This is a genomic window from Pelomonas dachongensis (genome assembly GCF_043555865.1).
In the GTDB taxonomy this organism is placed as follows: Bacteria; Pseudomonadota; Gammaproteobacteria; order Burkholderiales; family Burkholderiaceae_C; genus Pelomonas; species Pelomonas dachongensis.
In genome coordinates this window covers 861,692-883,173 of the sequence record NZ_JBIGHY010000002.1, presented here as the reverse complement: position 1 = coordinate 883,173, position 21,482 = coordinate 861,692, and the positions used below count along the sequence as shown (strand labels likewise).

22 protein-coding genes are annotated in these 21,482 nt (G+C 67.8%); 10 read left to right on the top strand and 12 right to left on the bottom strand.

Features of this window, described 5'->3' with window-relative positions:
* Positions 1-1,434, top strand: coding sequence for an exodeoxyribonuclease I (gene sbcB, locus ACG02S_RS08605; protein WP_394470026.1), 1,434 nt, complete (start codon positions 1-3; stop codon positions 1,432-1,434).
* 127 nt (positions 1,435-1,561) lie between these two features.
* Here sbcB and ACG02S_RS08600 read toward each other — a convergent pair whose 3' ends face one another.
* The 4 genes from ACG02S_RS08600 to ACG02S_RS08585 form a co-directional block, all read right to left on the bottom strand.
* A complete protein-coding gene (locus ACG02S_RS08600; protein ID WP_394470025.1) occupies positions 1,562-1,924 on the bottom strand; it encodes a hypothetical protein in 363 nt (120 codons plus the stop codon).
* Between the two features lie 77 nt (positions 1,925-2,001).
* The gene (locus tag ACG02S_RS08595; RefSeq protein WP_394470024.1) at positions 2,002-2,205 is read right to left on the bottom strand and encodes a hypothetical protein; all 204 of its coding nucleotides are present in this window, start codon (positions 2,203-2,205) and stop codon (positions 2,002-2,004) included.
* Positions 2,202-3,527, bottom strand: coding sequence for an amidohydrolase family protein (locus ACG02S_RS08590; RefSeq protein ID WP_394470023.1), 1,326 nt, complete (start codon positions 3,525-3,527; stop codon positions 2,202-2,204). Before ACG02S_RS08590 ends, ACG02S_RS08595 begins: the two co-directional genes overlap by 4 nt.
* Position 3,528: 1 nt before the next feature.
* Positions 3,529-6,585: an amidohydrolase family protein gene (locus ACG02S_RS08585; RefSeq protein WP_394470022.1), complete on the bottom strand. Its 3,057-nt coding sequence runs from the start codon at positions 6,583-6,585 to the stop codon at positions 3,529-3,531.
* Between the two features lie 128 nt (positions 6,586-6,713).
* Here ACG02S_RS08585 and ACG02S_RS08580 point away from each other — a divergent pair, with 128 nt between their 5' ends.
* The 3 genes from ACG02S_RS08580 (at position 6,714) to gdhA (ending at position 9,564) form a co-directional block, all read left to right on the top strand.
* Positions 6,714-7,646, top strand: a complete 933-nt coding sequence (locus tag ACG02S_RS08580; RefSeq protein WP_394470021.1) for a GGDEF domain-containing protein — start codon at positions 6,714-6,716, stop codon at positions 7,644-7,646.
* A gap of 115 nt (positions 7,647-7,761) precedes the next feature.
* The gene (locus tag ACG02S_RS08575; RefSeq protein ID WP_394470020.1) at positions 7,762-8,034 is read left to right on the top strand and encodes a flagellar basal body rod protein FlgC; all 273 of its coding nucleotides are present in this window, start codon (positions 7,762-7,764) and stop codon (positions 8,032-8,034) included.
* Positions 8,035-8,220: 186 nt separating this feature from the next.
* A complete protein-coding gene (gdhA, locus tag ACG02S_RS08570) occupies positions 8,221-9,564 on the top strand; it encodes an NADP-specific glutamate dehydrogenase (protein ID WP_394470019.1) in 1,344 nt (447 codons plus the stop codon).
* A 51-nt stretch (positions 9,565-9,615) separates the two neighbouring features.
* Here gdhA and ACG02S_RS08565 read toward each other — a convergent pair whose 3' ends face one another.
* From ACG02S_RS08565 to ACG02S_RS08530, 8 genes are all read right to left on the bottom strand, one after another.
* On the bottom strand, positions 9,616-9,993 hold the full coding sequence (locus ACG02S_RS08565; RefSeq protein ID WP_394470018.1) for a ribbon-helix-helix domain-containing protein: 378 nt from the start codon (positions 9,991-9,993) through the stop codon (positions 9,616-9,618).
* A gap of 31 nt (positions 9,994-10,024) precedes the next feature.
* On the bottom strand, positions 10,025-10,603 hold the full coding sequence (locus ACG02S_RS08560) for a DJ-1/PfpI family protein (protein WP_394470017.1): 579 nt from the start codon (positions 10,601-10,603) through the stop codon (positions 10,025-10,027).
* 171 nt (positions 10,604-10,774) lie between these two features.
* Positions 10,775-13,366 (bottom strand): bifunctional aconitate hydratase 2/2-methylisocitrate dehydratase, encoded by a 2,592-nt coding sequence (acnB, locus tag ACG02S_RS08555; RefSeq protein ID WP_394470016.1) that lies wholly within the window; start codon positions 13,364-13,366, stop codon positions 10,775-10,777.
* A 25-nt stretch (positions 13,367-13,391) separates the two neighbouring features.
* Positions 13,392-13,799 (bottom strand): type II toxin-antitoxin system VapC family toxin, encoded by a 408-nt coding sequence (locus tag ACG02S_RS08550; RefSeq protein WP_394470015.1) that lies wholly within the window; start codon positions 13,797-13,799, stop codon positions 13,392-13,394.
* On the bottom strand, positions 13,796-14,074 hold the full coding sequence (locus tag ACG02S_RS08545; protein WP_394470014.1) for an AbrB/MazE/SpoVT family DNA-binding domain-containing protein: 279 nt from the start codon (positions 14,072-14,074) through the stop codon (positions 13,796-13,798). The genes ACG02S_RS08550 and ACG02S_RS08545 overlap by 4 nt, the downstream gene beginning before the upstream one ends.
* A gap of 117 nt (positions 14,075-14,191) precedes the next feature.
* On the bottom strand, positions 14,192-14,785 hold the full coding sequence (locus tag ACG02S_RS08540) for a hypothetical protein (RefSeq protein ID WP_394470013.1): 594 nt from the start codon (positions 14,783-14,785) through the stop codon (positions 14,192-14,194).
* Between the two features lie 120 nt (positions 14,786-14,905).
* Positions 14,906-15,907, bottom strand: a complete 1,002-nt coding sequence (locus ACG02S_RS08535) for an HpcH/HpaI aldolase/citrate lyase family protein (RefSeq protein WP_394470012.1) — start codon at positions 15,905-15,907, stop codon at positions 14,906-14,908.
* A gap of 55 nt (positions 15,908-15,962) precedes the next feature.
* Entirely contained in the window at positions 15,963-16,949 is a 987-nt protein-coding gene (locus ACG02S_RS08530; protein WP_394470011.1) for a malate dehydrogenase, read from the bottom strand.
* 81 nt (positions 16,950-17,030) lie between these two features.
* On the opposite strand from ACG02S_RS08530, the gene ACG02S_RS08525 reads away from it, so the two are divergent.
* The 6 genes from ACG02S_RS08525 to ACG02S_RS08500 all read left to right on the top strand — a co-directional run bounded on the left by ACG02S_RS08525 (position 17,031) and on the right by ACG02S_RS08500 (position 21,453).
* Entirely contained in the window at positions 17,031-17,759 is a 729-nt protein-coding gene (locus ACG02S_RS08525) for a GntR family transcriptional regulator (protein WP_394470010.1), read from the top strand.
* Positions 17,760-17,852: 93 nt separating this feature from the next.
* On the top strand, positions 17,853-18,281 hold the full coding sequence (gene sdhC, locus ACG02S_RS08520) for a succinate dehydrogenase, cytochrome b556 subunit (protein WP_394470009.1): 429 nt from the start codon (positions 17,853-17,855) through the stop codon (positions 18,279-18,281).
* Positions 18,282-18,294: 13 nt separating this feature from the next.
* Positions 18,295-18,654 (top strand): succinate dehydrogenase, hydrophobic membrane anchor protein, encoded by a 360-nt coding sequence (sdhD, locus tag ACG02S_RS08515; protein ID WP_394470008.1) that lies wholly within the window; start codon positions 18,295-18,297, stop codon positions 18,652-18,654.
* A 1-nt stretch (position 18,655) separates the two neighbouring features.
* Positions 18,656-20,446: a succinate dehydrogenase flavoprotein subunit gene (sdhA, locus tag ACG02S_RS08510; RefSeq protein WP_394470007.1), complete on the top strand. Its 1,791-nt coding sequence runs from the start codon at positions 18,656-18,658 to the stop codon at positions 20,444-20,446.
* Positions 20,447-20,474: 28 nt separating this feature from the next.
* Entirely contained in the window at positions 20,475-21,176 is a 702-nt protein-coding gene (locus tag ACG02S_RS08505; RefSeq protein WP_394470006.1) for a succinate dehydrogenase iron-sulfur subunit, read from the top strand.
* A 25-nt stretch (positions 21,177-21,201) separates the two neighbouring features.
* Positions 21,202-21,453 (top strand): FAD assembly factor SdhE, encoded by a 252-nt coding sequence (locus tag ACG02S_RS08500; protein ID WP_394470005.1) that lies wholly within the window; start codon positions 21,202-21,204, stop codon positions 21,451-21,453.
* Positions 21,454-21,482: the final 29 nt, after the last annotated feature.

The window sequence follows — 21,482 nt, the reverse complement described above, 5'->3', positions numbered from 1 at the left end:
ATGAGCGACCTGAGCTTTTTCTGGCACGACTACGAAACTTTCGGCCGCGTGCCGCGCCGCGACCGCCCCGCGCAGTTCGCTGGCCTGCGCACCGATGCGGAGCTGAACGAGGTCGGCGAGCCGCTGATGCTGTACTGCCAGCCGTCGCCCGACTACCTGCCCGACCCCGAGTCTTGCCTGCTGACCGGCATCCTGCCTCAGCACTGCCAGCAGCGTGGCGTGCCTGAGCACGAGTTCGCCGCCGCTATCGAGACCGTGCTGGCGCTGCCAGGCACGGTGGGTGTGGGCTACAACAGCATCCGCTTCGACGACGAGGTGACACGCCACCTGTTCTGGCGCAACCTCATCGACCCCTATGCGCGCGAATGGCAGAACGGCTGCGGCCGTTGGGACCTGCTGGACGTGGTGCGCTGCGCGTACGCGCTGCGGCCTGACGGGCTGGAGTGGCCCCAGCATGAAGACGGCCGCCCCAGCTTCAAGCTGGAACACCTGACCGTCGCCAACGGCGTGGCCCACGAGGCGGCACACGATGCGCTGTCGGACGTGCGTGCCACCGTCGCGCTGGCGCGTAAGCTGAAGGTCGCGCAGCCCAAGCTGTGGGACTTCTGCGTGAAGCTGCGCAGCAAGCAGGCCGTGTGGGACGAGATTGGCGTGGGCAAGCCCTTCCTGCACATCTCAGGCATGTATGGCCCCGAGCGTGGCTGTATCGCGCTGGTATGGCCGCTGGCGCCGCACCCGACCAACAAGAACGAGCTGATCGTGTGGGACTGCTCGGCCGATCCCGCCGAGCTGTTGGGCTTGAACGCCGCAGCCATCCGTGAGCGCATGTTCACGAAGCAGGACGCGCTGCCCGAGGGCGTCACACGGCTGCCCATCAAGACCATCCACGTCAACAAGAGCCCCATCGTCATCGGCAACCTGAAGACGCTCAGCCCCGCAATGGCCGAGCGCTGGGGGCATGACATGGACGCACAGCTGGCGAACGCCCGGCTGCTGGCCGAGAAAGGCCGCTTGCTGGACGGCTTGTGGGGCGACGTGTTCCAGCGCGAGCCCTTCGCATCCGCTGATGTGGACGAGGACCTGTACGGCGGCTTCATCGGCAACGAGGACCGTCGCGCGCTGAACCGTGTGCGGACGACGGCGCCCGAGCAGCTGGCCGAGCGCGCGGCGCAGGGCAAACTGGCCTTCCAGGACGGGCGGCTGGACGAGCTGGTGTTCCGCTGGCGCGCGCGCAACTTCCCCGCCAGCCTGTCGCCACAGGAGGCCGAGCGCTGGCAACAGCATTGCGGCGCCCGGCTGCATGCCGGCGAGGGTGGCGCGCAGACGCTGGCGGCGTTCATGGAGCGCATTGACCAACTGGGCGAAAGCGCCGACGAGCGCGGCGAGGCCATCCTGTCGGCGCTGTATGACTACGCCGAACAGATCGCACCCTAGCGGCAGCTCAGCAGGCGGGAAGAGTGATGGCGCCAAGCATGGCCGCTGTCACGCGGCCTTTGTTGAAGACTACGTCCGAAAACAGCGTGGTTACCGTCGCGAGATAGGCGACATCGCCCCAGCCGACCTAGTCGCCGAACGCCAGCGTGTGCATCCATTTCTGGTTGAACAGGTAGGCGCCGCCCACCACCGCACTGGCGCCCAGCATCGTGACCGCGACCAGCGCCCGCTGCATCGCCGAGGAGCGTTTCCTCAGGCACAGCAGGCCCAGCAGCGCAAACAGTACGGCGTTGAGCGCCGTGAAGATGCGCAGCTCGCGCTGCAACGGGTCGCGCGTGTTCGCGCAGGCCTGTTCGATCCACTCGGATAGCCGGGCTTGTGCCTGGCGCAGCGAGCCGAGCCGTTCTTCATGCGACTGCCGGGCGCGTTCCGCTAGACGCTTTCGGCACTCGCAGTCGGCGCTGAGCATGTCCGCGACGGCTCGCGCCACGCGCTGCGGCAACTGCTCGCGCAGTTCGCGCTCGACGCGGTCGGCGTCCGCCGTTGTCTTCTGCAGCGCCTTGCGCGCTACCCCCGCCAGGCGGCGTTCGACAGCCCGTCGAACTTCCTGCCGACGCGGCGTTCCACCTCGATGCAGATGACTTCGCGCGCCGCCTGCTCGACCGCCAGCGGAGCGGCGAAAGAGACGAGCAGCCCGCCGCCGAAGAGCAGCACGCCGAGCAGGCTGATCGTAAGCAGGGCTTTGCGCAGGACGTCGCGCAGAGTTGTCATGGCCGCTGCAGATACTTGTCGCGCAGCTTCGTCTGCCGGTCGCTCAGTTCCACCTCGCGCCCCTGGATGAACACGCGTTCGATGCGTGTCGCCTGCTCCAGCGGGTCGCCGTCGGCGACGAAAAGGTTGGCCAGCTTGCCTACCTCCAGCGAACCCAGTTTGTCGGCGATACCCAGGATCTGCGCCGGGTACAGCGTGACCGCCTTCAGCGCCTCGTCATCTGAAAGTCCGTAGGCACGCGCCTGCGCGGCCTCGAAGGGCAGGTTGCGCGCGTTGGTCGAATCGCGGCCACCTTCGGCGATGCAGAACTGCACGCCGGCCGCAGCCAGTTTCGCGGGCAGTGAGAACAGCGCATCGGGCGGGTCATCGCGACGCAGCGGCAGGCGCAGCAGGCCGTCCACGATCACCGGCACACGACGCTCACGCAGCGTGTCGGCCACGCGCCAGGCATCGGCTCCGCCCACGATGATCAGTATCAGGCCGTGCCGTGCCGCAAAGTCCAGCGCGAAGCGGATCTGCGCCAGGTCGTCGGCATGCATGAAGACGGGCCGCGCCGGCTGTGTGCCCGCATTGGCCGGCAGCACGGGCCGCATGGCCTCCCAGCGTGTGTCGACGGGCGTGGTGGCATCGACTGTGCGTGCCAGCGCATAGGCCTTGGCCGACTCAAAAGCGTCGTCCAGCAGCTTCAGCCGCGCCTCGGTGGAGCGGCGCATCTCGGCCAGCCGGGACTCGGGCTGGGTCGGGAACAGGGCGTTGTTCAGTCGCAGCCGCGGCACGGTGATGTGCAAGCCGGCCTCGGGCAGCAAGGCCATGTCCCGCCAGTTCCAGCCTTCCAGTTGCAGCAGCGCGGATGTCCCGGTGATCAGGCCCGTGCGACCGGCCTCGGGCACCGCCAGCGCGGCCAGCACGCCGCCACCGCGCGTGACCGGCAGCAGCTCGCTGTCGGCGTTGAAGGCGACCAGCGCGCGCGCATTCGGATTGAGCGCGCCGGTCTCGTTGCTGTCCAGACTGGCGCTCACCGACCGGATCTCGGCCAAGCCCAGGTTGCTATCCGCGGCGATCATGCCGGGATAGACGTGGCGGCCGCCGAGGTCCACGGTGCGCGCGCCGGGGGGGGCGGTCAGGTCGGTGCCGATGGCCTGGATGCGTCCACCCACGATGAGCAGGCTGCCGCCCGCGATGGCGGGGCCGCTGACCGGGTGCAGCGTCGCATTGCGCAGCAGCAGCGGTTCGCGCTGCGGCGGCGGCGGTATGTTGGGCGTGGCTTGGGTGGTGAAGGTGGCGCTCAGCAGCGCGGCCAGGAGGGCGAGGGCGAGCTTCATGTCAGTACGTGTCTTGAGTGCACTCATGCCAGCCGTCGCCACCGTAGTAGCTGATGCGGTCACGGTTCATCTGGTGCAGCCAGCGCTGCAGTTCGAGCTGGTCCAGCGCGGCAGCCAGCGCCGTCGCGGGTCGGCCCTCGGGAGGTGCGGAGGCCTTGGCGCGCTCGGGCAGCGCCAGTGCGACCAGCCGGGCCCGCTCGACGCGGTCGCGTTCGCGCAGTTGCGTGTCCTCGTCGCGGCTGAAGTAGCGTCGGCCGTCGATCCAGGTCTGCTCGGCCCGCGCGGCGCTGGACAGTGGATGCGCGCTCCACAGCACGAAGTCGGCGTCCTTGCCTGCCTCCAGCGAGCCAACTCGGCCGTCGATGCGCAGCTGCCTCGCCGGATTGATCGTCACGAACTTCAGCGCGTCTGCCGCGGTCATGCCCCATGCGGTGCCGCCGTAGCGCAGTGCCTTGGCAGCCTCGGTATTCAGGCGGCGCGCGAGCTCGTCGCTGTCGGAGTTGAAGCTGGTCAACACTCCGGCCTTTTGCGTCATCGCGCCGTTGTAGGCAATCGCGTCCTGGACCTCGACCTTGTAGCCCCACCAGTCCGAGAAGCCTGAGGCGCCGGCGCCCAGCGATGCGATCTCGGGCGCGACTTTGTAGGCCTCCAGCACGTGCTGGAAGGTGGCCACCTCCAGGCCGAATTCCTTGGCCAGCGCGACGAACATCAGGATCTCGTCGGCGCGGTAGCTGTGGATGTGGATGACGCGTTTCTTCTCCAGCAGCTCCACCAGCGTATCCAGCTGCAGGTCTCGCCGCGCGTTCGGGTCGGCCTTGCGTTGAGCGCGGTAGGCCTGCGCAGCCAGGAAGGCGTCGCGCATGACCTGCTCCACGCCCATGCGCGTGGTCGGGTAGCGCGGATCGCCATCTGTGGCGGGGAAGTTGGCGCGCTTGACGTTCTCGCCCAGCGCGAACTTGATGCCGGGCCTAGCGCCCTCGAACTTCAGCGCGTCGCCATCTAGCCCCCAGCGCAGCTTGATGACCTGGTTCTGCCCGCCGATAGCGTTGGCCGAACCGTGCAGCAGGTTGGCGCTGGTGACGCCGCCGGCCAGCTGGCGGTACAGGCTGATGTCGGTCGCGTCAACCACGTCGCCCACGCGCACCTCGGCCGTCACCGAATGCGCGAACTCGTTGATGCCTCGGTGGACGGCGGTGTGCGAGTGCGCGTCGATGAGGCCGGGTGTCAGGTGCTGGCCTTGCGCGTCGATGACGACGGCGCCAGCCGGTGCGGTCAGCCCCTCGCCAATGGCGGCGATGCGGCCGTCGCGCACCAGCAGGTCGGCGCCGGCGAGCGTGCCCGCCGCGGCGCTGGTCCAGATCGTCGCGTTGCGCACCAGCACAGCGGCGGGCCGTTCCGGTGCCGCCGCGCGGCCGAAAGCGCCGGCCGGGAAGGTGGCGGGCGAGGGCGCGGAGACGGCCTGCGGCTTGGGCGCAGGCGGCTCGAAGGGCGCGGCGCGTGTGGCGCTCCAGGCCTGCGTGCGGCCATCGGCCAATGTCAGCGCGCCGTTCAGCGCAGCGCCACGTCCCTCCAGTCGCAGCGGGTTGCCGCCGCCATCGCAAGGCCAGCGCAGCAGCAGTTCGCGGCCCCGCTGCTGCAGCTCGCAGGCACGGCCCTCGACCGTCAGCGTGGGCCGGGCGCGCGTGCCGGCAATCTGCCAGCGCTGCTCGGCCCCGTCGGCCGGCTTGACCGTCCACTGGCCGCGCGCGTCGAAGCGCTCCCACGCGGCGGTCGGCAGCGGCACGCCGTCGACAAAAGCGATTTCCACCTCGGCCTGCTCGCTGGTGAACAGGTCGCCGCTGGCGACCGCGACATTGGCGATCTGGCCCGGCGTCAGCCGCCCCAGCCGGGGCTGGCCCAGCAACCGCGCAGGCGTGGTGGTCAGCGCGGCCAACGCCGCTTCGGGTGTCAGTCCGCGCTGCACGGCCTGGCGCAGCCGCGGCCAGAAGTCCTTGCCGGCGTCCTTGAGCCCCTGCGTGGAGATCGCGAACTCCACGCCGGCCGCCTGCAGCGCCGCCGCATTGCTGGGCGCGCTCTCCCAGTGCTGTAGCAGGTGCAGCGGCACGTCCAGCGCACTCTCGGGCTGCTCCACCTCGGGTGCGGCCGGGTAAGCCAGCGGCACGATCACCGGCAGGCCCAGCGCCTTCAGCTGCGCGGCCTTGCGGTACTCGGTGCCGGTGCCCTGGGCGATCAGGTTCAGCTTGAACTCGTCGCGCAGCCGGGCGATGCGCAGCAGGTCTTCCTCGTCCAGCGCGTCGTGGATGACCGGTTGCCGCCCGGCCAGCGCGGGCGACAGCGCGGCCAGACCGGCATTGAACTCGCGCCGCTCTCCGGTGGGTACGGGCGTGGCGGCCCATTGCGCGTTCAGCAGCGTCTGCCGCTGCAGCGCGATGCTGCCCATCAGCGACGTGGGGTAGTTCGGCGTCGCACGCGCGCCGCTCTCGAAATCGACGCTCTGGTACTCGTGCGCCAGATGCTGGGCCACGTCGGCGCGCAGCACCAGGGCGCGCACATCCGCGCCGTCGCGCAGGCTGATCAGCGCGCTCTGGCCGCGGAACACGGCACCCGCCGGCGGCAGCGACAACGCCGCCGTGAAGCCCAGCTCGCGCGCCGTCTTCACGTCCTCGGGCCGGATCTCCAGTGCGCCAGCCTGGCGGAACTCGGCCCGCACCCAGCGCTGCCCCGGCGTCAGCCCCTTGGCCCTGGGTGCTTCCGCGCGTCCTTGACCCACGCTGCTGGCCGCATCGATGAAGCCCGCATAGACCGTGCGCCCCGGCACATGCCACACGCGCGCGCCGGCGGGCGGCTTCAGGCCTGCGCCGGCGGCGACGATGACGCCGTCCTTCATGACCAGCGTGCCGTTCTCGACGACGCGACCCGGCTCCAGCACGAGGCGGGCGCCGGTCAGCGCGTGCCAGCGCGGCGTCGCGTCCCGCAGGCCCTGAGGGGTTTCACTGAGTTGCTGGGCCTGGGTGAGGCCGCTCAGCAACGCGAGCAAGGCAAGAGGCAGCAGGCGCATCGTGGCGTCTCGACGTGGCGCCGCGGTGACGGCGAGGTGGCGGACTCTAACCGCGTGATCGGCGTCATGGCCGAAAGCCGGCAGTCCTGCGATAGTCGGGCTCAGAAGAGACAGCCCCAGGAGACCTCATGAGCAGCGCCGCCATTCCCGCTACCGAAGACACCACTGCCGCTCGCCTGCGTGCGCTGCTGGTACGGGCGCCCACCGCCGTCGCCTTCGTGTGCGGCCAGCGCTTCGAGGTCGTCAGCGATGAGTTCAACCACCTGTTCGGCTTTGGCGACGACAGCGACCTGGCCGGCCAGGCCACGCGCGCTGTCCATACCAACGACCAGGCGCACGCCCAGCTGCACGAGCGCGCCGCCACCGCCTTTGCGGCCGGCCAGCCGCTGGACGAGGAGATCGAGTACGTCAAACGCGACGGCCACCGCTTCTGGGGCCGCCTGCAAGCCACCCCCGTGCACTGGGACTCGCCTGCGGCCGAGGCGCTGTGGATCGTCGAGGACGTGACGGCCGCGCGCGCGCAGCGGCTGCAGCCGACCTGGACGGCCAAGCACGACGCCGTCACCGAACTGGCCAACCGCCGCGAGTTCGAGCGCCGCCTGGCCGAGCACGTCGGCAGCCGCCGAGGTGACCCGGTGTCGGTGCTGTGGCTGGACGTCGACAAGTTTGGCGACGTCGTCAAGGGCATGGGCGCGGAGGTGGGCGACCACTTTCTGTATGGCCTGGGTCAGATGCTGATCGGTAAGGTGCGTGCCTCCGACCTGGTAGCGCGGCTGGAGGAAGACCATTTCGCCGTTCTGCTGCCCGACTGCGACGCGCACTACGCACAGATCATTGCCGAGAAGATCCGCGCTGCCGTGGCGGCGTACAGGCTGCACTGGGGCTTGCACCGCACGCGCGTGAAGGCGTCGCTGGGCGTGGTGCAGATCCAATCCACGCTGACCACGGTGGACGCCGTGCTGGGCAGCGCGTCGCTGGCCTGTGCCGAGGCCAAGGCGGCCGGCGGGGACAGCGTGCGGGTGTTCGTGCCGGCCGGCGGCTACGAGGAGCTGGCGGGCTGATTTCACGATTGGCGCGGCAGCGATCCCGGCAAATGCAGGTTTTTTCGCACTTTGTTCTAAAGTTCAAGCCAGCGCTGCCGATGTAGCGGTTGAAACGCTTACCCAATCAAGCCAGATGAACGTCGCCCTGTCCACCGCCCTGTCCGGCATCTCCGCCGCGAACGAGCGCCTGCGCGCGTCGGCGTCCAACATCGCCAACCTGGCGACCAGCAACCAGTCCCGCCCCAGTGTGGAGCCGACCAACGTCGACAAGGCGCCGGAGCGCGAGATCAACCCGGCCAACGAGGTGGTGGAGCAGCAGTCCGCGGCCTATGCCTTCGTCGCGAACCTGAAGGTGCTGCAGACGCAGCTGAACACCACCGGGGCACTGCTGGACATCAAGGCCTGAGCCCCCGCCTTCCCAAGCCAGAGCGGCCCGCAGCGATGCGCGCCGCTCTTTGTTTTGGGCGCTGCGCCTATGTCTGGTGCGAACCTGGCTTTGCCAACCCAAGATGGTGCACGCGCTCATGTGTTTTTAACATGATGGTCGGGCGGCGCCCCTCCCGGGCGCTGCGCTGCCGGAATCTGCCTGTCCATGAAATACACGTCCCTTGGCCAATTCCTTGAACAGGTCGCGCAACGCAACCCCGGGCAGCCCGAATACCTGCAGGCGGTGACCGAAGTCCTGGAAAGCCTGTGGCCGTTCATCGAGACGCACCCGCGCTATGCGGAGCACGGTCTGCTGGATCGACTGGTGGAGCCCGAGCGCATCGTCGTGTTCCGCGTCTGCTGGGTGGACGACCGCGGCGAGGTACAGGTCAATCGCGGCTACCGCATCCAGCACAGCATGGCCATCGGCCCGTACAAGGGCGGCCTGCGCTTTCACCCGTCGGTGAACCTGTCGGTGCTGAAGTTCCTGGCCTTTGAGCAAACGCTGAAGAACGCGCTGACGAGGCTGCCCATGGGCGGCGGCAAGGGTGGCTCGGACTTCGACCCCAAGGGCAAGAGCGCCCACGAGATCATGCGGTTCTGCCAGGCGTTCGCGACGGAGCTGTTCCGCCACGTGGGCCCTGACACCGACGTGCCGGCCGGTGACATCGGCGTCGGCGGCCGCGAGGTGGGCTACATCGCCGGCATGGTCAAGAAGCTGACCAACAGCGCGGGCAGCGTGTTCACCGGCAAGGGCCTGTCATTCGGCGGCTCACTGATCCGCCCGGAGGCGACAGGCTACGGCACGGTCTACTTCGCGCAGGAAATGCTGAAGACGCGCGGCAAGTCCTTCGACGGGTTGCGCGTGTCGGTGTCCGGCTCGGGCAATGTCGCGCAGTACGCCGTCGAGAAGGCGATGCAGCTGGGCGCCACCGTCGTCACCGTGTCGGACTCCAGCGGCACGGTGCTCGACGAGGCCGGCTTCACGCCGGAGAAGCTGGCGGTGCTGATGGAGGTGAAGAACCACCTGTACGGCCGCGTCAGCGACTACGCCGAGCGCAGCGGCGCACGCTTTCTGCCCGGCGTGCGACCCTGGCAGGTGCCGGTGGACGTGGCGCTGCCCTGCGCGACGCAAAACGAACTGGACGCCGGCGATGCCGCGACGCTGATCAGCAACGGCGTCGTCTGCGTGGCCGAGGGCGCGAACATGCCGGCCACCATCGAGGCCGCCAAGGCCTTCGAAGCGGCCGGCGTGCTGTACGCGCCGGGCAAGGCCAGCAATGCCGGCGGCGTGGCGACCTCGGGCCTGGAGATGAGCCAGAACGCGATGCGCCTGTCCTGGACACGCGAGGAAGTGGACGCGCGGTTGCTGCAGATCATGCAGGGCATCCACGCCGCCTGCCTGAAGCATGGCGTGCGCCCCGACGGCAGCATCAGCTACATCGACGGTGCCAACGTCGCCGGCTTCGTGAAGGTGGCCGATGCGATGCTGGCTCAGGGCGTGATCTGAGCGCTGCGCGGGGGATAACGCCAGGGGAGCCGGCGGGACTTCCGAGTTTGTTCAGCGCAGCTCGACCCGACTCGGCGTGCGCGCCCAGCTGGCCGGTAGGTCCTGCAGCACGGCGTCCGCGTCCAGCGAGCGCAGTGGTACCGACAGGTCGGCCGGGATGCGCTGGCGCGCCAGCAGCGCCATGTAGCGCAGCGCCGAGACGCGCAGGAACGACGCGAAGTTGCCCACCGCGCCGCGCGTGTGCACCAGCTCGTCGTAGAGCTTCTCGATCAACGGGGTGACGCCCATGCCGTCGCGCGCGGCGATCTCCTCCAGCACCTCCCAGTGCAGGTTTTCCAGCCGGATGCTGGTGACGACGCCGTGAAGCCGCACGGAGCGCGTGCGCGACTCGTAGGACTCGGGGTTGGCGCTGATGAAGACCTGGCACATGGCAACACCTCCGGGCGCGATTCTGCGCCGCTCAGTGCTGGATGCGCGTGCCCAGCACGGCCAGGAACTGCGCGATCCAGGCCGGGTGGGCGGGCCAGGCGGACGCGGTGACGAGGTTGCCGTCGGTGACGGCCTGGTCCACCGGGATGTCGGCATAGCTGGCACCGGCCAGCTCGACCTCGGCGGCGCAGGCCGGGTAGGCCGAGACCTTCTTGCCTCGGATGACACCGGCGGCGGCCAGCAGCTGCGCGCCGTGGCAGATCGCGGCGACCGGCTTGCCGGCCTGCACGAAGTGCTGGATAAGCGGCAGCACGCCCTTGACCGTCCGCAGGTACTCGGGCGCGCGGCCGCCGGGGATGACCAGCGCGTCGTAGTCCTCGCCGCGCACGGCCTCGAAGCTGGCGTTCAGCACGAAGCGGTGACCCGGCTTCTCGGAGTAGGTCTGGGCGCCTTCGAAGTCGTGGATGGCGGTCAAGACGAAGTCGCCGGCCTCCTTGCCCGGGCAGACAGCGTCGATGCGGTGGCCCACGGCCTGCAGCGCCTGGAAGGGCACCATGATCTCGTAGTCTTCGACATAGTCGCCGGCCAGCAGCAGCAGCTTCTTGCCCATGGGGTCTCCTTGTGTTGGGAGCGCTCATTCTGGGAAGGCGGCGCGGGTGCGGGGTAACAGCGGGTTGTGCAGGTGGGCGGCGCGCCGGGCGCGCAAGAAAAAACCCCACCGGGCCAGGGGCCGGGCGGGGCTGGAAGCAGGCGGGCCGCCGCGGCGGCAGCCTCATCGGCGTCAGGCCGTCACGGACTTGGCGGTCTCCGCGTACTCCTCGATCTGGTCGAAGTTCAGGTACTTGTAGACGCTGGCGGTGTCCTTGTTGATGATGCCCATCGCCTCGTGGTATTCCTGCACCGTCGGGATGTGGCCCAGCTTGGAGGCGATGGCGGCCAGTTCGGCCGACGCCAGGAACACGTTGGTGTTCTTGCCCAGGCGGTTCGGGAAGTTGCGGGTCGACGTGGACACGACGGTGGCGCCTTCACGCACCTGCGCCTGGTTGCCCATGCACAGGCTGCAGCCCGGCATTTCGGTGCGCGCGCCGGCCGTGCCGAAGGCGGCGTAGTGGCCTTCCTTGATCAGCTCGCTCTGGTCCATCTTGGTTGGCGGGGCGACCCACAGCTTGACCGGGATGTCGCGCTGGCCGCCCAGCAGCTTGGCCGCCGCGCGGAAGTGGCCGATGTTGGTCATGCACGAACCGATGAAGGCTTCGTCGATCTTGGTGCCGGCGACGTCGGACAGCGTCTTGGCGTCGTCGGGGTCGTTCGGGCAGCACAGGATCGGTTCCTTGATATCGGCCAGGTCGATCTCGATGACGTGGGCGTATTCGGCGTCCTTGTCGGCTTCCAGCAGCTCGGGGTTGGCCAGCCAGGCTTCGACCTTCTCGATGCGACGCTGCAGCGTCTTCGCGTCGGCATAACCGTCGGCGATCATGTTCTTCATCAGCACGATGTTGCTGGTGAGGTATTCCTTGATCGGCTCGGGGTTGAGCTTGATCGTGCAGCCAGCGGCCGAACGCTCGGCGGAGGCGTCGCTCAGCTCGAAGGCTTGCTCGACCTTCAGGTTCGGCAGGCCTTCGATCTCCAGGATGCGGCCCGAGAAGGCGTTGATCTTGCCCGCCTTGGCCACGGTCAACAGGCCGGCCTTGATGGCGTACAGCGGGATGGCATGCACGAGGTCGCGCAGCGTCACGCCGGGCTGCATTTCGCCCTTGAAGCGCACGAGCACGGACTCGGGCATGTCCAGCGGCATCACGCCGGTGGCGGCGCCGAAGGCGACCAGGCCGGAACCGGCCGGGAACGAGATGCCGATGGGGAAGCGTGTGTGCGAGTCGCCGCCGGTGCCGACCGTGTCGGGCAGCAGCAGGCGGTTCAGCCAGCTGTGGATGACGCCGTCACCCGGGCGCAGCGACACGCCGCCGCGGTTGCTGATGAAGGCGGGCAGCTCGCGGTGGGTCTTCACGTCCACCGGCTTGGGGTAGGCGGCGGTATGGCAGAAGGACTGCATGACCAGGTCGGCCGAGAAGCCCAGGCAGGCCAGGTCCTTCAGCTCGTCGCGGGTCATCGGGCCGGTGGTGTCTTGCGAGCCGACCGTGGTCATCTTGGGTTCGCAATACGTGCCCGGGCGCACGCCCTGGCCCTCCGGCAGGCCGACGGCACGGCCGACCATCTTCTGCGCCAGCGTGAAGCCGGCCTTGGTTTCGGCGGGCGCTTGCGGCAGACGGAACAGCGTGGAGGCGGGCAGGCCCAGGAACTCACGCGCCTTGGCCGTCAGCGAGCGGCCGATGATGAGGTTGATGCGGCCGCCGGCACGCACTTCGTCGAACAACACATCGCTCTTGAGCTTGAACTCGGCGACGGTCTCGCCGTTCTTCACCAGCTTGCCGTCGTAGGGCAGGACGTCGATGACGTCGCCCATTTCAAGCTTGGACACGTCCACTTCGATGGGCAGCGAGCCGGAGTCTTCCTGCGTGTTGAAGAAGATGGGGGCGATCTTGCCGCCCAGCGTCACGCCGCCGAAGCGCTTGTTCGGCACGAATGGGATGTCCTGGCCAGTAGCCCAGATGACGGAGTTAGTGGCCGACTTGCGGCTGGAGCCCGTGCCGACAACGTCGCCAACATAGGCCACGACGTGGCCCTTCTTCTTCAGGTCGTCGATGAACTGCATCGGGCCGCGCTTGCCGTCTTCCTCGGGCTTGAAGGCCGCGTCGGAACGGGTGTTCTTCAGCATCGCGAGGTAGTGCAGCGGGATGTCCGGGCGGCTCCACGCGTCGGGCGCGGGTGACAGGTCGTCGGTGTTGGTCTCGCCCGGTACCTTGAACACGGTGACGGTGATCTTCTTCTCGACTTCGGCGCGGGTGGTGAACCACTCGGCGTCGGCCCACGACTGCATCACTTCCTTGGCCTTGGCATTGCCAGCCTTGGCCTTGGCGGCCACGTCGTTGAAGTAGTCGAACATCAGCAGGGTCTTCTTCAGGCCCTCGGCAGCGACGCCGGCGACTTCGGCGTCGTCCAGCAGCTCGATCAGCGGATGCACGTTGTAGCCGCCCACCATGGTGCCCAGCAGCTCGGTGGCCTTGGCTTTGGAGATCAGTGCGACGCTCAGGTCGCCGTGCGCGACCGCTGCCAGGAACGAGGCCTTGACCTTGGCAGCATCGTCCACGCCCGGGGGCACGCGGTGCGTCAGCAGGTCCAGCAGGAAAGCGTCCTCGCCAGCGGGTGGGTTCTTGATCAGCTCGATAAGTTCGGCGACCTGCTTGGCATCCAGCGCAAGGGGCGGGATGCCGAGGGCAGCGCGCTCGGCGGTGTGTTGGCGGTAGGCTTGAAGCATGGTGTTTCTCCGGTGAAGCAACAGGTCAGGCCGAGGTCGGGACGACGATCCTCAGTCCTTTGAAATAGTCTCTGTAGAAGCCGACATCGCGCGTGATCAGGCCGTCGCACTGCATCATGGCGTGGGAGCCGATCAGGAAGTCGGCCACGGTGCGGGTGCGGTTGCCGCCGCGCTGGCGGTAGCGCCGCTGCATCTCGCCCGCCCGCAAGGCCGACTTGGCCTCCATGGCGTCGAAGCGGATGCCCAGGTCTTCCAGGAACTGCAGCACGTCGGTACCGTCCTTGAAGGCGGTGCAGACTTCCGCGAGTGCGACCTCGCACAGCACGACCGGGCCCACGTGCAGCGCCTGGCGCACGGCCTCGGCGGCGCTGCCGCTGGCATCGTCGTCGCCGGCGATCAGATCGATCAGCACGGAAGAGTCGGTGGCGATCAAGGCGCGGGCTCTCCCGCGTCGTCCGGTTCGGGCGGCAGGTAGGGGTCGCCTGGCGCGTGGCCGCGGATGGCGCGCATGGCCTCGTCGGTGTTGGCGAAACCGTCGAGCTTGAAGCGCCCGCGCAGGCGAGAAATGGCGTCGTCGACGTTCTTGCGCAAGATGATGCGACCGCCGTCCAGCTCAACCTTCAGCGTGGTGCCCTTGGTCAGGCCGAGCGCATCTCGGACGGCTTTGGGCAGCGTGATCTGCCCGCGTTCGGCAACGGTGGCTTCCATGGCGACTCCAGCGCCCGGTCGTCGCGGAGGCGGCGGCTCAGGTATGCATTAGAAAGTATGCATTGATTCTACATACCTGGGCCGGGGTCTTTCAAGCGAGATGACTCTCGCGGCGGCTCACTGGCCGCCGGGTGCGATGCCCAGGCTGCTGCGGGCCGCTGCTGCAGCGTCCGCTTCGGGGTCGGCGAGTCGCGCGGCCTTGGCGGCGGCGATCAGCTTTTCCTGCTCGGGGTGAATGCAATCGTCCAGCAGGCGCTGGCCGATCTTGGTGTCCAGCAGCATGGATTTGTTGGCGATCTGGATCATCAGCGTGCGGCCGGTCACGTCCTCCAGGCGCAGCGCGCCGGTGGACGACAGCACGGGCTTCATCGTGATGCGCGTCTGCTTCCAGATGACGTCGACATAGCCGGCCACCTTGGGGTGCTTCTCGATCACCACGCTTTCCTTGAACTCGCACGCGTAGAGGCCCATGTAGGCACGCTCGGCCGCGGCCAACTGGCTTTCGTCGGCGTCGGTCAGCACGGGCTCGGGCGGCGGGGGCGGCGTCTTCTTGGCCGCAGCGACCCGGGGCTTGGCTGCCGACTTGGCGGCGGGCTTGGCGGCGGCCGGCTTGGTTGCCGGGGCCTTCGCAGCGGGCGCCTGCGCGAGGGCAGGCAGGGCGGCGCAGAGGATCAGTGCGGTCACGTTGCCGCGTAGCGTGGAAAACAGCATCGGGAGGGGGCGAAAAAAAGGGGTGAAGAAGGGCGGCGCATCATGGCCGCAATGGACGCGCGCGTCCGTGAGCAGTTGTAGGGATTGTCGGCCGCACCCAGAGAACCTCAGGCCCGTGCTTTACCCGATGGATACAGGAAAGAACGCACGAAGTGCCTCGTCAGGTAGCGGGCAGCCGGTGCGTTGGGCCCGCTCCAGCACGGTCCAGAAATAGCGATAGCTGGCGCGGTCGTGCAGTCGTTCACGGAACGACATGGGCGCCCAATGCGCCGCCTGCGCGGCCAGCAGCAGTTGGGCGGCTTCGAAGATCTCGTCGGCGGCGGGCGCGAAGGCCGCGAGGATGGGCCGGATCTGGTCAGGATGGATGCTCCACATGCGCGTGTAGCCGAACTCGCGCGCGGCGCGGCGCGCGGCGTCGGCCAGGCGCGCAGCATCGCGGAACTCGGTGACGACGCAGTGCGAGGGCGTCTTGCCGAACGCATGCGCCGCGGCGGCGATCTCGACCTTGGCGCGCGCCACCAGCGGGTGTTCGAACTGGCCGGGCAGCTCCATGGCGGTTTTGGGAATGGCGCCGGCATGTGCGGACACGAAATCCATCAGCCCGAAAGACAGCGACTCGACGCGCGGGTGGGCTGCAATGCGGAACACCTCGCGCAGCGCACCGTGCGTCTCGATGAGCACCTGCAGCGGCAGACGGGGCTGTCCATGGTGGTCGCAGGCGGCGTCGATCGCGACCACGGCGCGGTCCACGTCATCGGCGCAGCCCGGCTTGGGGATCATCAGATAGGCCAGGCGCGCGCCGGCCTTGGCGACCAGCGTGTCCACGTCGGCCTCGAACGCGGCGTGACCCCAGGGATGGATGCGCGCGCCGACGCGACCGAAGCGGTTGGCGCTGCCGGTCACCAGCTCGGCGATCAGCAGCGCGTGCTCGGCCTCGCCGCCCACCGGCGCGCCGTCTTCGGCGTCCAGCGTGATGTCGAACACCGGGCCCATTTCGGCCTGCAGCGCGAGGCTCTTGCGCATGCGCGCCTCGACGCCACAGTAGTGGTCGACAACGGGCATCGCCGGGCGAGCGGGCTCATGGCCGAACAAGGCCTGGCGCGGGTGGAGGAGGGGACTCATCTGCAATAAAAAAGGGTCGGCAGCGCCGACCCTCGTTCAGTGGGCGGACGCCCGATTACAGCAGGTGCTTGACGCCGTCCTGTTCGTCGGTCAGTTCCTTCAGGGTCTTGTTGATGCACTCCTGCGAGAACTCGTCAATGGCAATGCCCTCGACGATCTTGTACTCGCCGCCTTCGCAGGTCACGGGGTACCCGAACATGACGTCCTTGGGGATGCCGTATTCGCCGTTGGACGGAATGCCCATCGTGACCCACTTGCCGTTGGTGCCCAAGGCCCAGTCGCGCATGTGGTCGATGGCAGCGTTTGCCGCCGAGGCTGCCGACGACAGGCCGCGAGCGGCAATGATGGCGGCGCCGCGCTTGCCCACGGTGGGCAGGAACGTCTCACGGTTCCACTGCTCGTCGTTGATCATGTCCTTGACCGACTGGCCGTCGATGGTGGCGTTGCGGTAGTCGGCATACATCGTCGGCGAGTGGTTGCCCCACACGGCCAGCTTCTCGATGGAGGCGACGGCCTTGCCGGTTTTGGCCGCCAGTTGCGACGCGGCGCGGTTGTGGTCCAGGCGCAGCATGGCAGTGAAGTTCTTGCGCGGCAGGTCGGGGGCCGACTTCATCGCGATGTAGGCGTTGGTGTTGGCCGGGTTGCCGACCACCAGCACCTTGACGTTGCGGGACGCGACGGCGTTCAGCGCCTTGCCCTGCGTCGTGAAGATGGCGCCGTTGACGGCCAGCAGTTCGGCGCGCTCCATGCCCGGGCCGCGCGGGCGCGAACCGACCAGCAGCGCGTAGTCGGTATCCTTGAAGGCGGTCATCGGGTCGCTGTGAGCCTCGACGCCGGCCAGCAGCGGGAAGGCGCAGTCTTCCAATTCCATGATCACGCCCTTCAGCGCGTTCTGAGCCTTCTCGTCGGGAATCTCCAACAGCTGCAGGATGACGGGCTGGTCCTTGCCCAGCATTTCGCCGGAGGCGATGCGGAACAGCAGGGCGTAGCCGATCTGGCCGGCAGCGCCGGTGACGGCGACGCGAACGGGTTTCTTGCTCATGGAGATCTCCGAGGGGCAGTTGAAAAATGCGGGAGGCGAATCCCGTCAAGTGTACGGGCTGCCCTGTGCTGCAATGCCTCCATGCCCTCAACCAAGCCCAGGTCTCCCGCGCCGCTTTACGAGCAGATCCGTCAGCTGATCGTGGCCGCGCTGGCGGCCGGCGAGTGGCGTCCCGGCGACGCGCTGCCGAGCGAGGCCGCGCTGGCGGCGCGTTTTGGCGCCAGCGCCGGCACGGTGCGGCGCGCGCTGGACGAACTGACCGCGGCGCACATCGTGGAGCGCCGCCAGGGCAGCGGCACCTTCGTCTCGACGCATGCGGCGCCTCGCCAGCAGTTCCGCTTTCTGCGGCTGGTGGCCGACGACGAGACGGAAGGCTTCACGCGCGAGCTGCTGGGCAGTCGGCGCCTGCGTGCCAGCGCGGATGTTGCGCGTGCGCTGGCGCTGCGCGCGGCCGAGCCGGTGATTGAAGTGCGCCGCCTGCTGCACCGGCGCGGCCGCCCGGTCGTGCTGGACGAGCTGTGGCTGGCAGAGCGGCACTTCAAGGGCTTGAATGCGGAGCTCCTGGCAACTCACCCCGGCACGCTGTACGCATTGTTCGAGACCCATTTCGGCGTGCACATGGTGAGGGCGCAAGAGCAGTTGCGTGCGGTCGCCGCCACGCCGGACGCCGCGCGCTTGCTGCAGGTGCCGCCGGGAGAGCCGCTGCTCAGCGTCGAACGGCTGGCGTTCACCTATGGGGACCGGCCGATGGAGCTGCGCCGCGGGCTGTACTGCACCAACGCCGACCATTACCGCAACGACTTGAACTGAAACTGACGATGGCGCGGTGCAGCATAGTGAGATGGTCGGGTTAACGCATGGCCCTAGAATCGTTTGGTTTCACCCCGATTACGCAGGCTCGACATGACGGATAGCGCCAAGACAAGACCCGTATACCGAAATATTCACGTCACCCAGATCGTCCGCTACCGCCTCCCGCCTGCCGGCATCGTCTCCATCCTGCACCGCGTCAGCGGCGTGCTGATGTTCGTGCTGCTGCCCTTTGTGGTGTGGATGCTGGATGCCAGCCTGACATCCGAGATTTCCTACGACAGCTTCACCAACGTGTTTGCCGCCGGCGTGGGCGTGCTGCCGGCCTGGTTTGTCAAGCTGGTGACGCTGGGGCTGCTGTGGGGCTACCTGTTCCATTTCATCGCCGGCGTGCGCCACCTGTGGATGGATGCCACGCACAGCGTCAGCAAGGCCCAGGGCCACAGCTCGGCACTCGTGACGCTGGCATTGAGCACCGCATTGACGCTGGTGCTGGGCGCCAAGCTGTTCGGCCTGTATTGAGGAGGACCACAAGATGAGTACTTTCGGCTCCAAGCGTCTGGTCGTCGGCGCCCATTACGGCCTGCGCGACTGGCTGGCCCAGCGCGTCACCGCCGTGCTGATGGCCTTGTTCACCATCGCCGTGCTGGCGCGCTTCCTGATGCCCGGCGAACTGGGCTATGACCACTGGTCGGCCGTGTTCGCGCCGCACTGGATGAAGGTCCTGACCTTCGTTGCCATCGTCGCGCTGGCCTACCACGCGTGGGTGGGCGTGCGCGACGTGTGGATGGACTACGTGAAGCCCGTCGGCATCCGGCTGGCCCTGCAAGTGTTTTCGATCGTGTGGTTGCTCGGCTGTGCCGGCTGGGCCATCCAGGTGTTGTGGAGACTTTGAGATGACGGCAAAGATTTCGACCCGCAAGTTCGACGTGGTCATCGTCGGGGCCGGTGGCTCCGGCATGCGTGCCTCGCTGCAGCTGTCGCTGGCCGGCCTGAACGTGGCCGTGCTGTCCAAGGTCTTCCCGACCCGCTCGCACACCGTCGCTGCCCAAGGCGGCATCGGTGCGTCCCTGGGCAACATGTCCGAGGACAACTGGCACTACCACTTCTTCGACACCGTCAAGGGTTCGGACTGGCTGGGTGACCAGGACGCCATCGAGTTCATGTGCCGCGAGGCGCCCAAGGTCGTCTACGAGCTTGAGCACTTCGGCATGCCCTTCGACCGCAACGCCGACGGCACCATCTACCAGCGCCCGTTTGGCGGCCACACGGCCAACTACGGCGAGAAGCCCGTGCAGCGCGCCTGCGCCGCCGCCGACCGCACCGGCCACGCGATGCTGCACACGCTCTATCAGCAGAACGTCAAGGCGCGCACGCAGTTCTTCGTCGAATGGATGGCGCTGGACCTGATCCGCGACGCCGAGGGCGACGTGGTCGGCGTGACGGCGCTGGAGATGGAGACCGGCGAGGTCCACATCCTTCAAGGCAAGACCGTGCTGCTGGCCACCGGCGGCGCCGGGCGCATCTTTGCGGCCAGCACCAACGCCTTCATCAACACCGGCGATGGCCTGGGCATGGCGGCGCGTGCCGGCATCCCGCTGGAAGACATGGAGTTCTGGCAGTTCCACCCCACCGGCGTGCACAACGCCGGCGTGCTGCTGACCGAAGGCTGCCGTGGTGAAGGCGCCATCCTGCGCAACGCCAACGGCGAGCGCTTCATGGAGCGCTACGCGCCCACGCTGAAGGACCTGGCGCCGCGCGACTTCGTTTCGCGATGCATGGACCAGGAGATCAAGGAAGGTCGTGGCTGCGGTCCCAACAAGGACTACATCAACCTGGACATGACTCACCTGGGCGGCGACACCATCGCCAAGCGCCTGCCTTCGGTGCTGGAGATCGGCCACAACTTCGCCAACGTCGACATCACCAAGGAACCCATTCCCGTGGTGCCGACCATCCACTACCAGATGGGTGGCATTCCCACCAACATCCATGGCCAGGTGGTGGTGCCCAAGGATGGCAAGCCCAACGAGATCGTTAACGGACTGTATGCGGTGGGCGAATGCGCCTGCGTCAGCGTGCACGGCGCCAACCGCTTGGGCACCAACTCGTTGCTGGACCTGCTGGTGTTCGGCCGTGCAGCCGGCAACCACCTGGTGGCGGCGGACCTGGGTAAGCAGTCGCACAAGGCGCTGCCGGCCGACGCGGCGGACCGCTCGCTGGCCCGCCTGGCGCGCCTGGACGGCAGCAGCAGCGGCGAGTACGCGCAGGACGTGGCCAACGACCTGCGCGCCGCGATGCAGCAGCACGCCGGCGTGTTCCGCACCCAGGCCATGCTCAACGAAGGCGTCAGCAAGATTGCGGAGATTGCCGAACGGGTCAAGAACATCACGCTGAAGGACAAGTCCAAGGTCTTCAACACCGCGCGCATCGAGGCGCTGGAAGTGGAGAACCTGATCGAGGCGGCGCAGGCCACCATCGTCTCGGCCGCCGCGCGCACCGAGAGCCGTGGCGCCCATACGGTCAACGACTACGGCGACACGCCGGCCCACCCGAACGGCCGCAACGACGAGCAGTGGATGAAGCACACGCTTTGGTATTCCGAAGGCAACCGCCTGGATTACAAGCCTGTCAACCTCAAGCCACTGACCGTTGACTCGATCCCGCCGAAAGTGCGGACCTTCTGACGGCCCGCCGACAAGGACATTGAAGATCATGAAGCGCACCTTCCAGATTTACCGCTACGACCCGGACAAGGACGCCAAGCCCTACATGCAGACCCTCGAGGTCGAGCTGGACGGCTCGGAGCGCATGCTCCTGGACGCCTTGAACAAGCTCAAGGCGGTCGACCCGAGCCTGTCCTTCCGCCGCTCCTGCCGCGAAGGCGTCTGCGGTTCGGATGCGATGAACATCAATGGCAAGAACGGTCTGGCCTGCCTGACGAACATGCGCACGCTGCCGGGCACGATCGTGCTGAAGCCGCTGCCGGGCCTGCCCGTCGTGCGCGACCTGATCGTCGACATGACGCAGTTCTTCAAGCAGTACCACTCGATCAAGCCCTACCTCGTCAACGACAACATTCCGCCCGAGACCGAGCGGCTGCAGTCGCCCGAGGAGCGTGACGAGCTGAATGGCCTGTACGAATGCATCCTGTGCGCGAGCTGCTCGACGAGCTGCCCGAGCTTCTGGTGGAACCCCGATAAGTTCGTTGGCCCGGCCGGCCTGCTGCAGGCCTACCGCTTCATCGCCGACAGCCGCGACGAGGCCACCAACGAGCGCCTGGACAACCTCGAAGACCCGTACCGCCTGTTCCGCTGCCACACCATCATGAACTGCGTGGACGTCTGCCCCAAGGGCCTGAACCCCACGAAGGCCATCGGCAAGATCAAGGAGCTGATGGTCCGTCGCGCGGTCTGACGAGATGACTGAAGTGGCCGCCCCGATGATCGACGAACGCGCGCTGTCCAAGCTGCGCTGGCGCTGCCGCCGGGGCCTGCTCGAGAACGACCTGCTGATCGAGCGCTTCTTCAACCGCCATCCAGAAGGCGTCAGCGTCAGCCATGCTGACGGCCTGACGACGCTGATGGACTTGTCCGACAACGACTTGCTCGACCTGCTGCTGCGCCGCAAGGAGCCCAGTGGTGAAATCGACACCGCCGAGGTGCGCGAGGTTCTCGCCGAACTGCGCCCCTGAATCGCTTTTGAAACCTTAAGGACCGCACC

Coding starts and splice junctions, on each gene's coding strand:
- sbcB (WP_394470026.1), top strand. CDS start 1: ATGAGCGACCTGAGCTTTTTCTGGCACGACTACGAAACTTTCGGCCGC.
- ACG02S_RS08595 (WP_394470024.1), bottom strand. CDS start 2,205: ATGACAACTCTGCGCGACGTCCTGCGCAAAGCCCTGCTTACGATCAGC.
- ACG02S_RS08590 (WP_394470023.1), bottom strand. CDS start 3,527: ATGAAGCTCGCCCTCGCCCTCCTGGCCGCGCTGCTGAGCGCCACCTTC.
- ACG02S_RS08585 (WP_394470022.1), bottom strand. CDS start 6,585: ATGCGCCTGCTGCCTCTTGCCTTGCTCGCGTTGCTGAGCGGCCTCACC.
- ACG02S_RS08580 (WP_394470021.1), top strand. CDS start 6,714: ATGAGCAGCGCCGCCATTCCCGCTACCGAAGACACCACTGCCGCTCGC.
- ACG02S_RS08575 (WP_394470020.1), top strand. CDS start 7,762: ATGAACGTCGCCCTGTCCACCGCCCTGTCCGGCATCTCCGCCGCGAAC.
- gdhA (WP_394470019.1), top strand. CDS start 8,221: ATGAAATACACGTCCCTTGGCCAATTCCTTGAACAGGTCGCGCAACGC.
- ACG02S_RS08565 (WP_394470018.1), bottom strand. CDS start 9,993: ATGTGCCAGGTCTTCATCAGCGCCAACCCCGAGTCCTACGAGTCGCGC.
- ACG02S_RS08560 (WP_394470017.1), bottom strand. CDS start 10,603: ATGGGCAAGAAGCTGCTGCTGCTGGCCGGCGACTATGTCGAAGACTAC.
- acnB (WP_394470016.1), bottom strand. CDS start 13,366: ATGCTTCAAGCCTACCGCCAACACACCGCCGAGCGCGCTGCCCTCGGC.
- ACG02S_RS08545 (WP_394470014.1), bottom strand. CDS start 14,074: ATGGAAGCCACCGTTGCCGAACGCGGGCAGATCACGCTGCCCAAAGCC.
- ACG02S_RS08540 (WP_394470013.1), bottom strand. CDS start 14,785: ATGCTGTTTTCCACGCTACGCGGCAACGTGACCGCACTGATCCTCTGC.
- ACG02S_RS08535 (WP_394470012.1), bottom strand. CDS start 15,907: ATGAGTCCCCTCCTCCACCCGCGCCAGGCCTTGTTCGGCCATGAGCCC.
- ACG02S_RS08530 (WP_394470011.1), bottom strand. CDS start 16,949: ATGAGCAAGAAACCCGTTCGCGTCGCCGTCACCGGCGCTGCCGGCCAG.
- ACG02S_RS08525 (WP_394470010.1), top strand. CDS start 17,031: ATGCCCTCAACCAAGCCCAGGTCTCCCGCGCCGCTTTACGAGCAGATC.
- sdhC (WP_394470009.1), top strand. CDS start 17,853: ATGACGGATAGCGCCAAGACAAGACCCGTATACCGAAATATTCACGTC.
- sdhD (WP_394470008.1), top strand. CDS start 18,295: ATGAGTACTTTCGGCTCCAAGCGTCTGGTCGTCGGCGCCCATTACGGC.
- sdhA (WP_394470007.1), top strand. CDS start 18,656: ATGACGGCAAAGATTTCGACCCGCAAGTTCGACGTGGTCATCGTCGGG.
- ACG02S_RS08505 (WP_394470006.1), top strand. CDS start 20,475: ATGAAGCGCACCTTCCAGATTTACCGCTACGACCCGGACAAGGACGCC.
- ACG02S_RS08500 (WP_394470005.1), top strand. CDS start 21,202: ATGATCGACGAACGCGCGCTGTCCAAGCTGCGCTGGCGCTGCCGCCGG.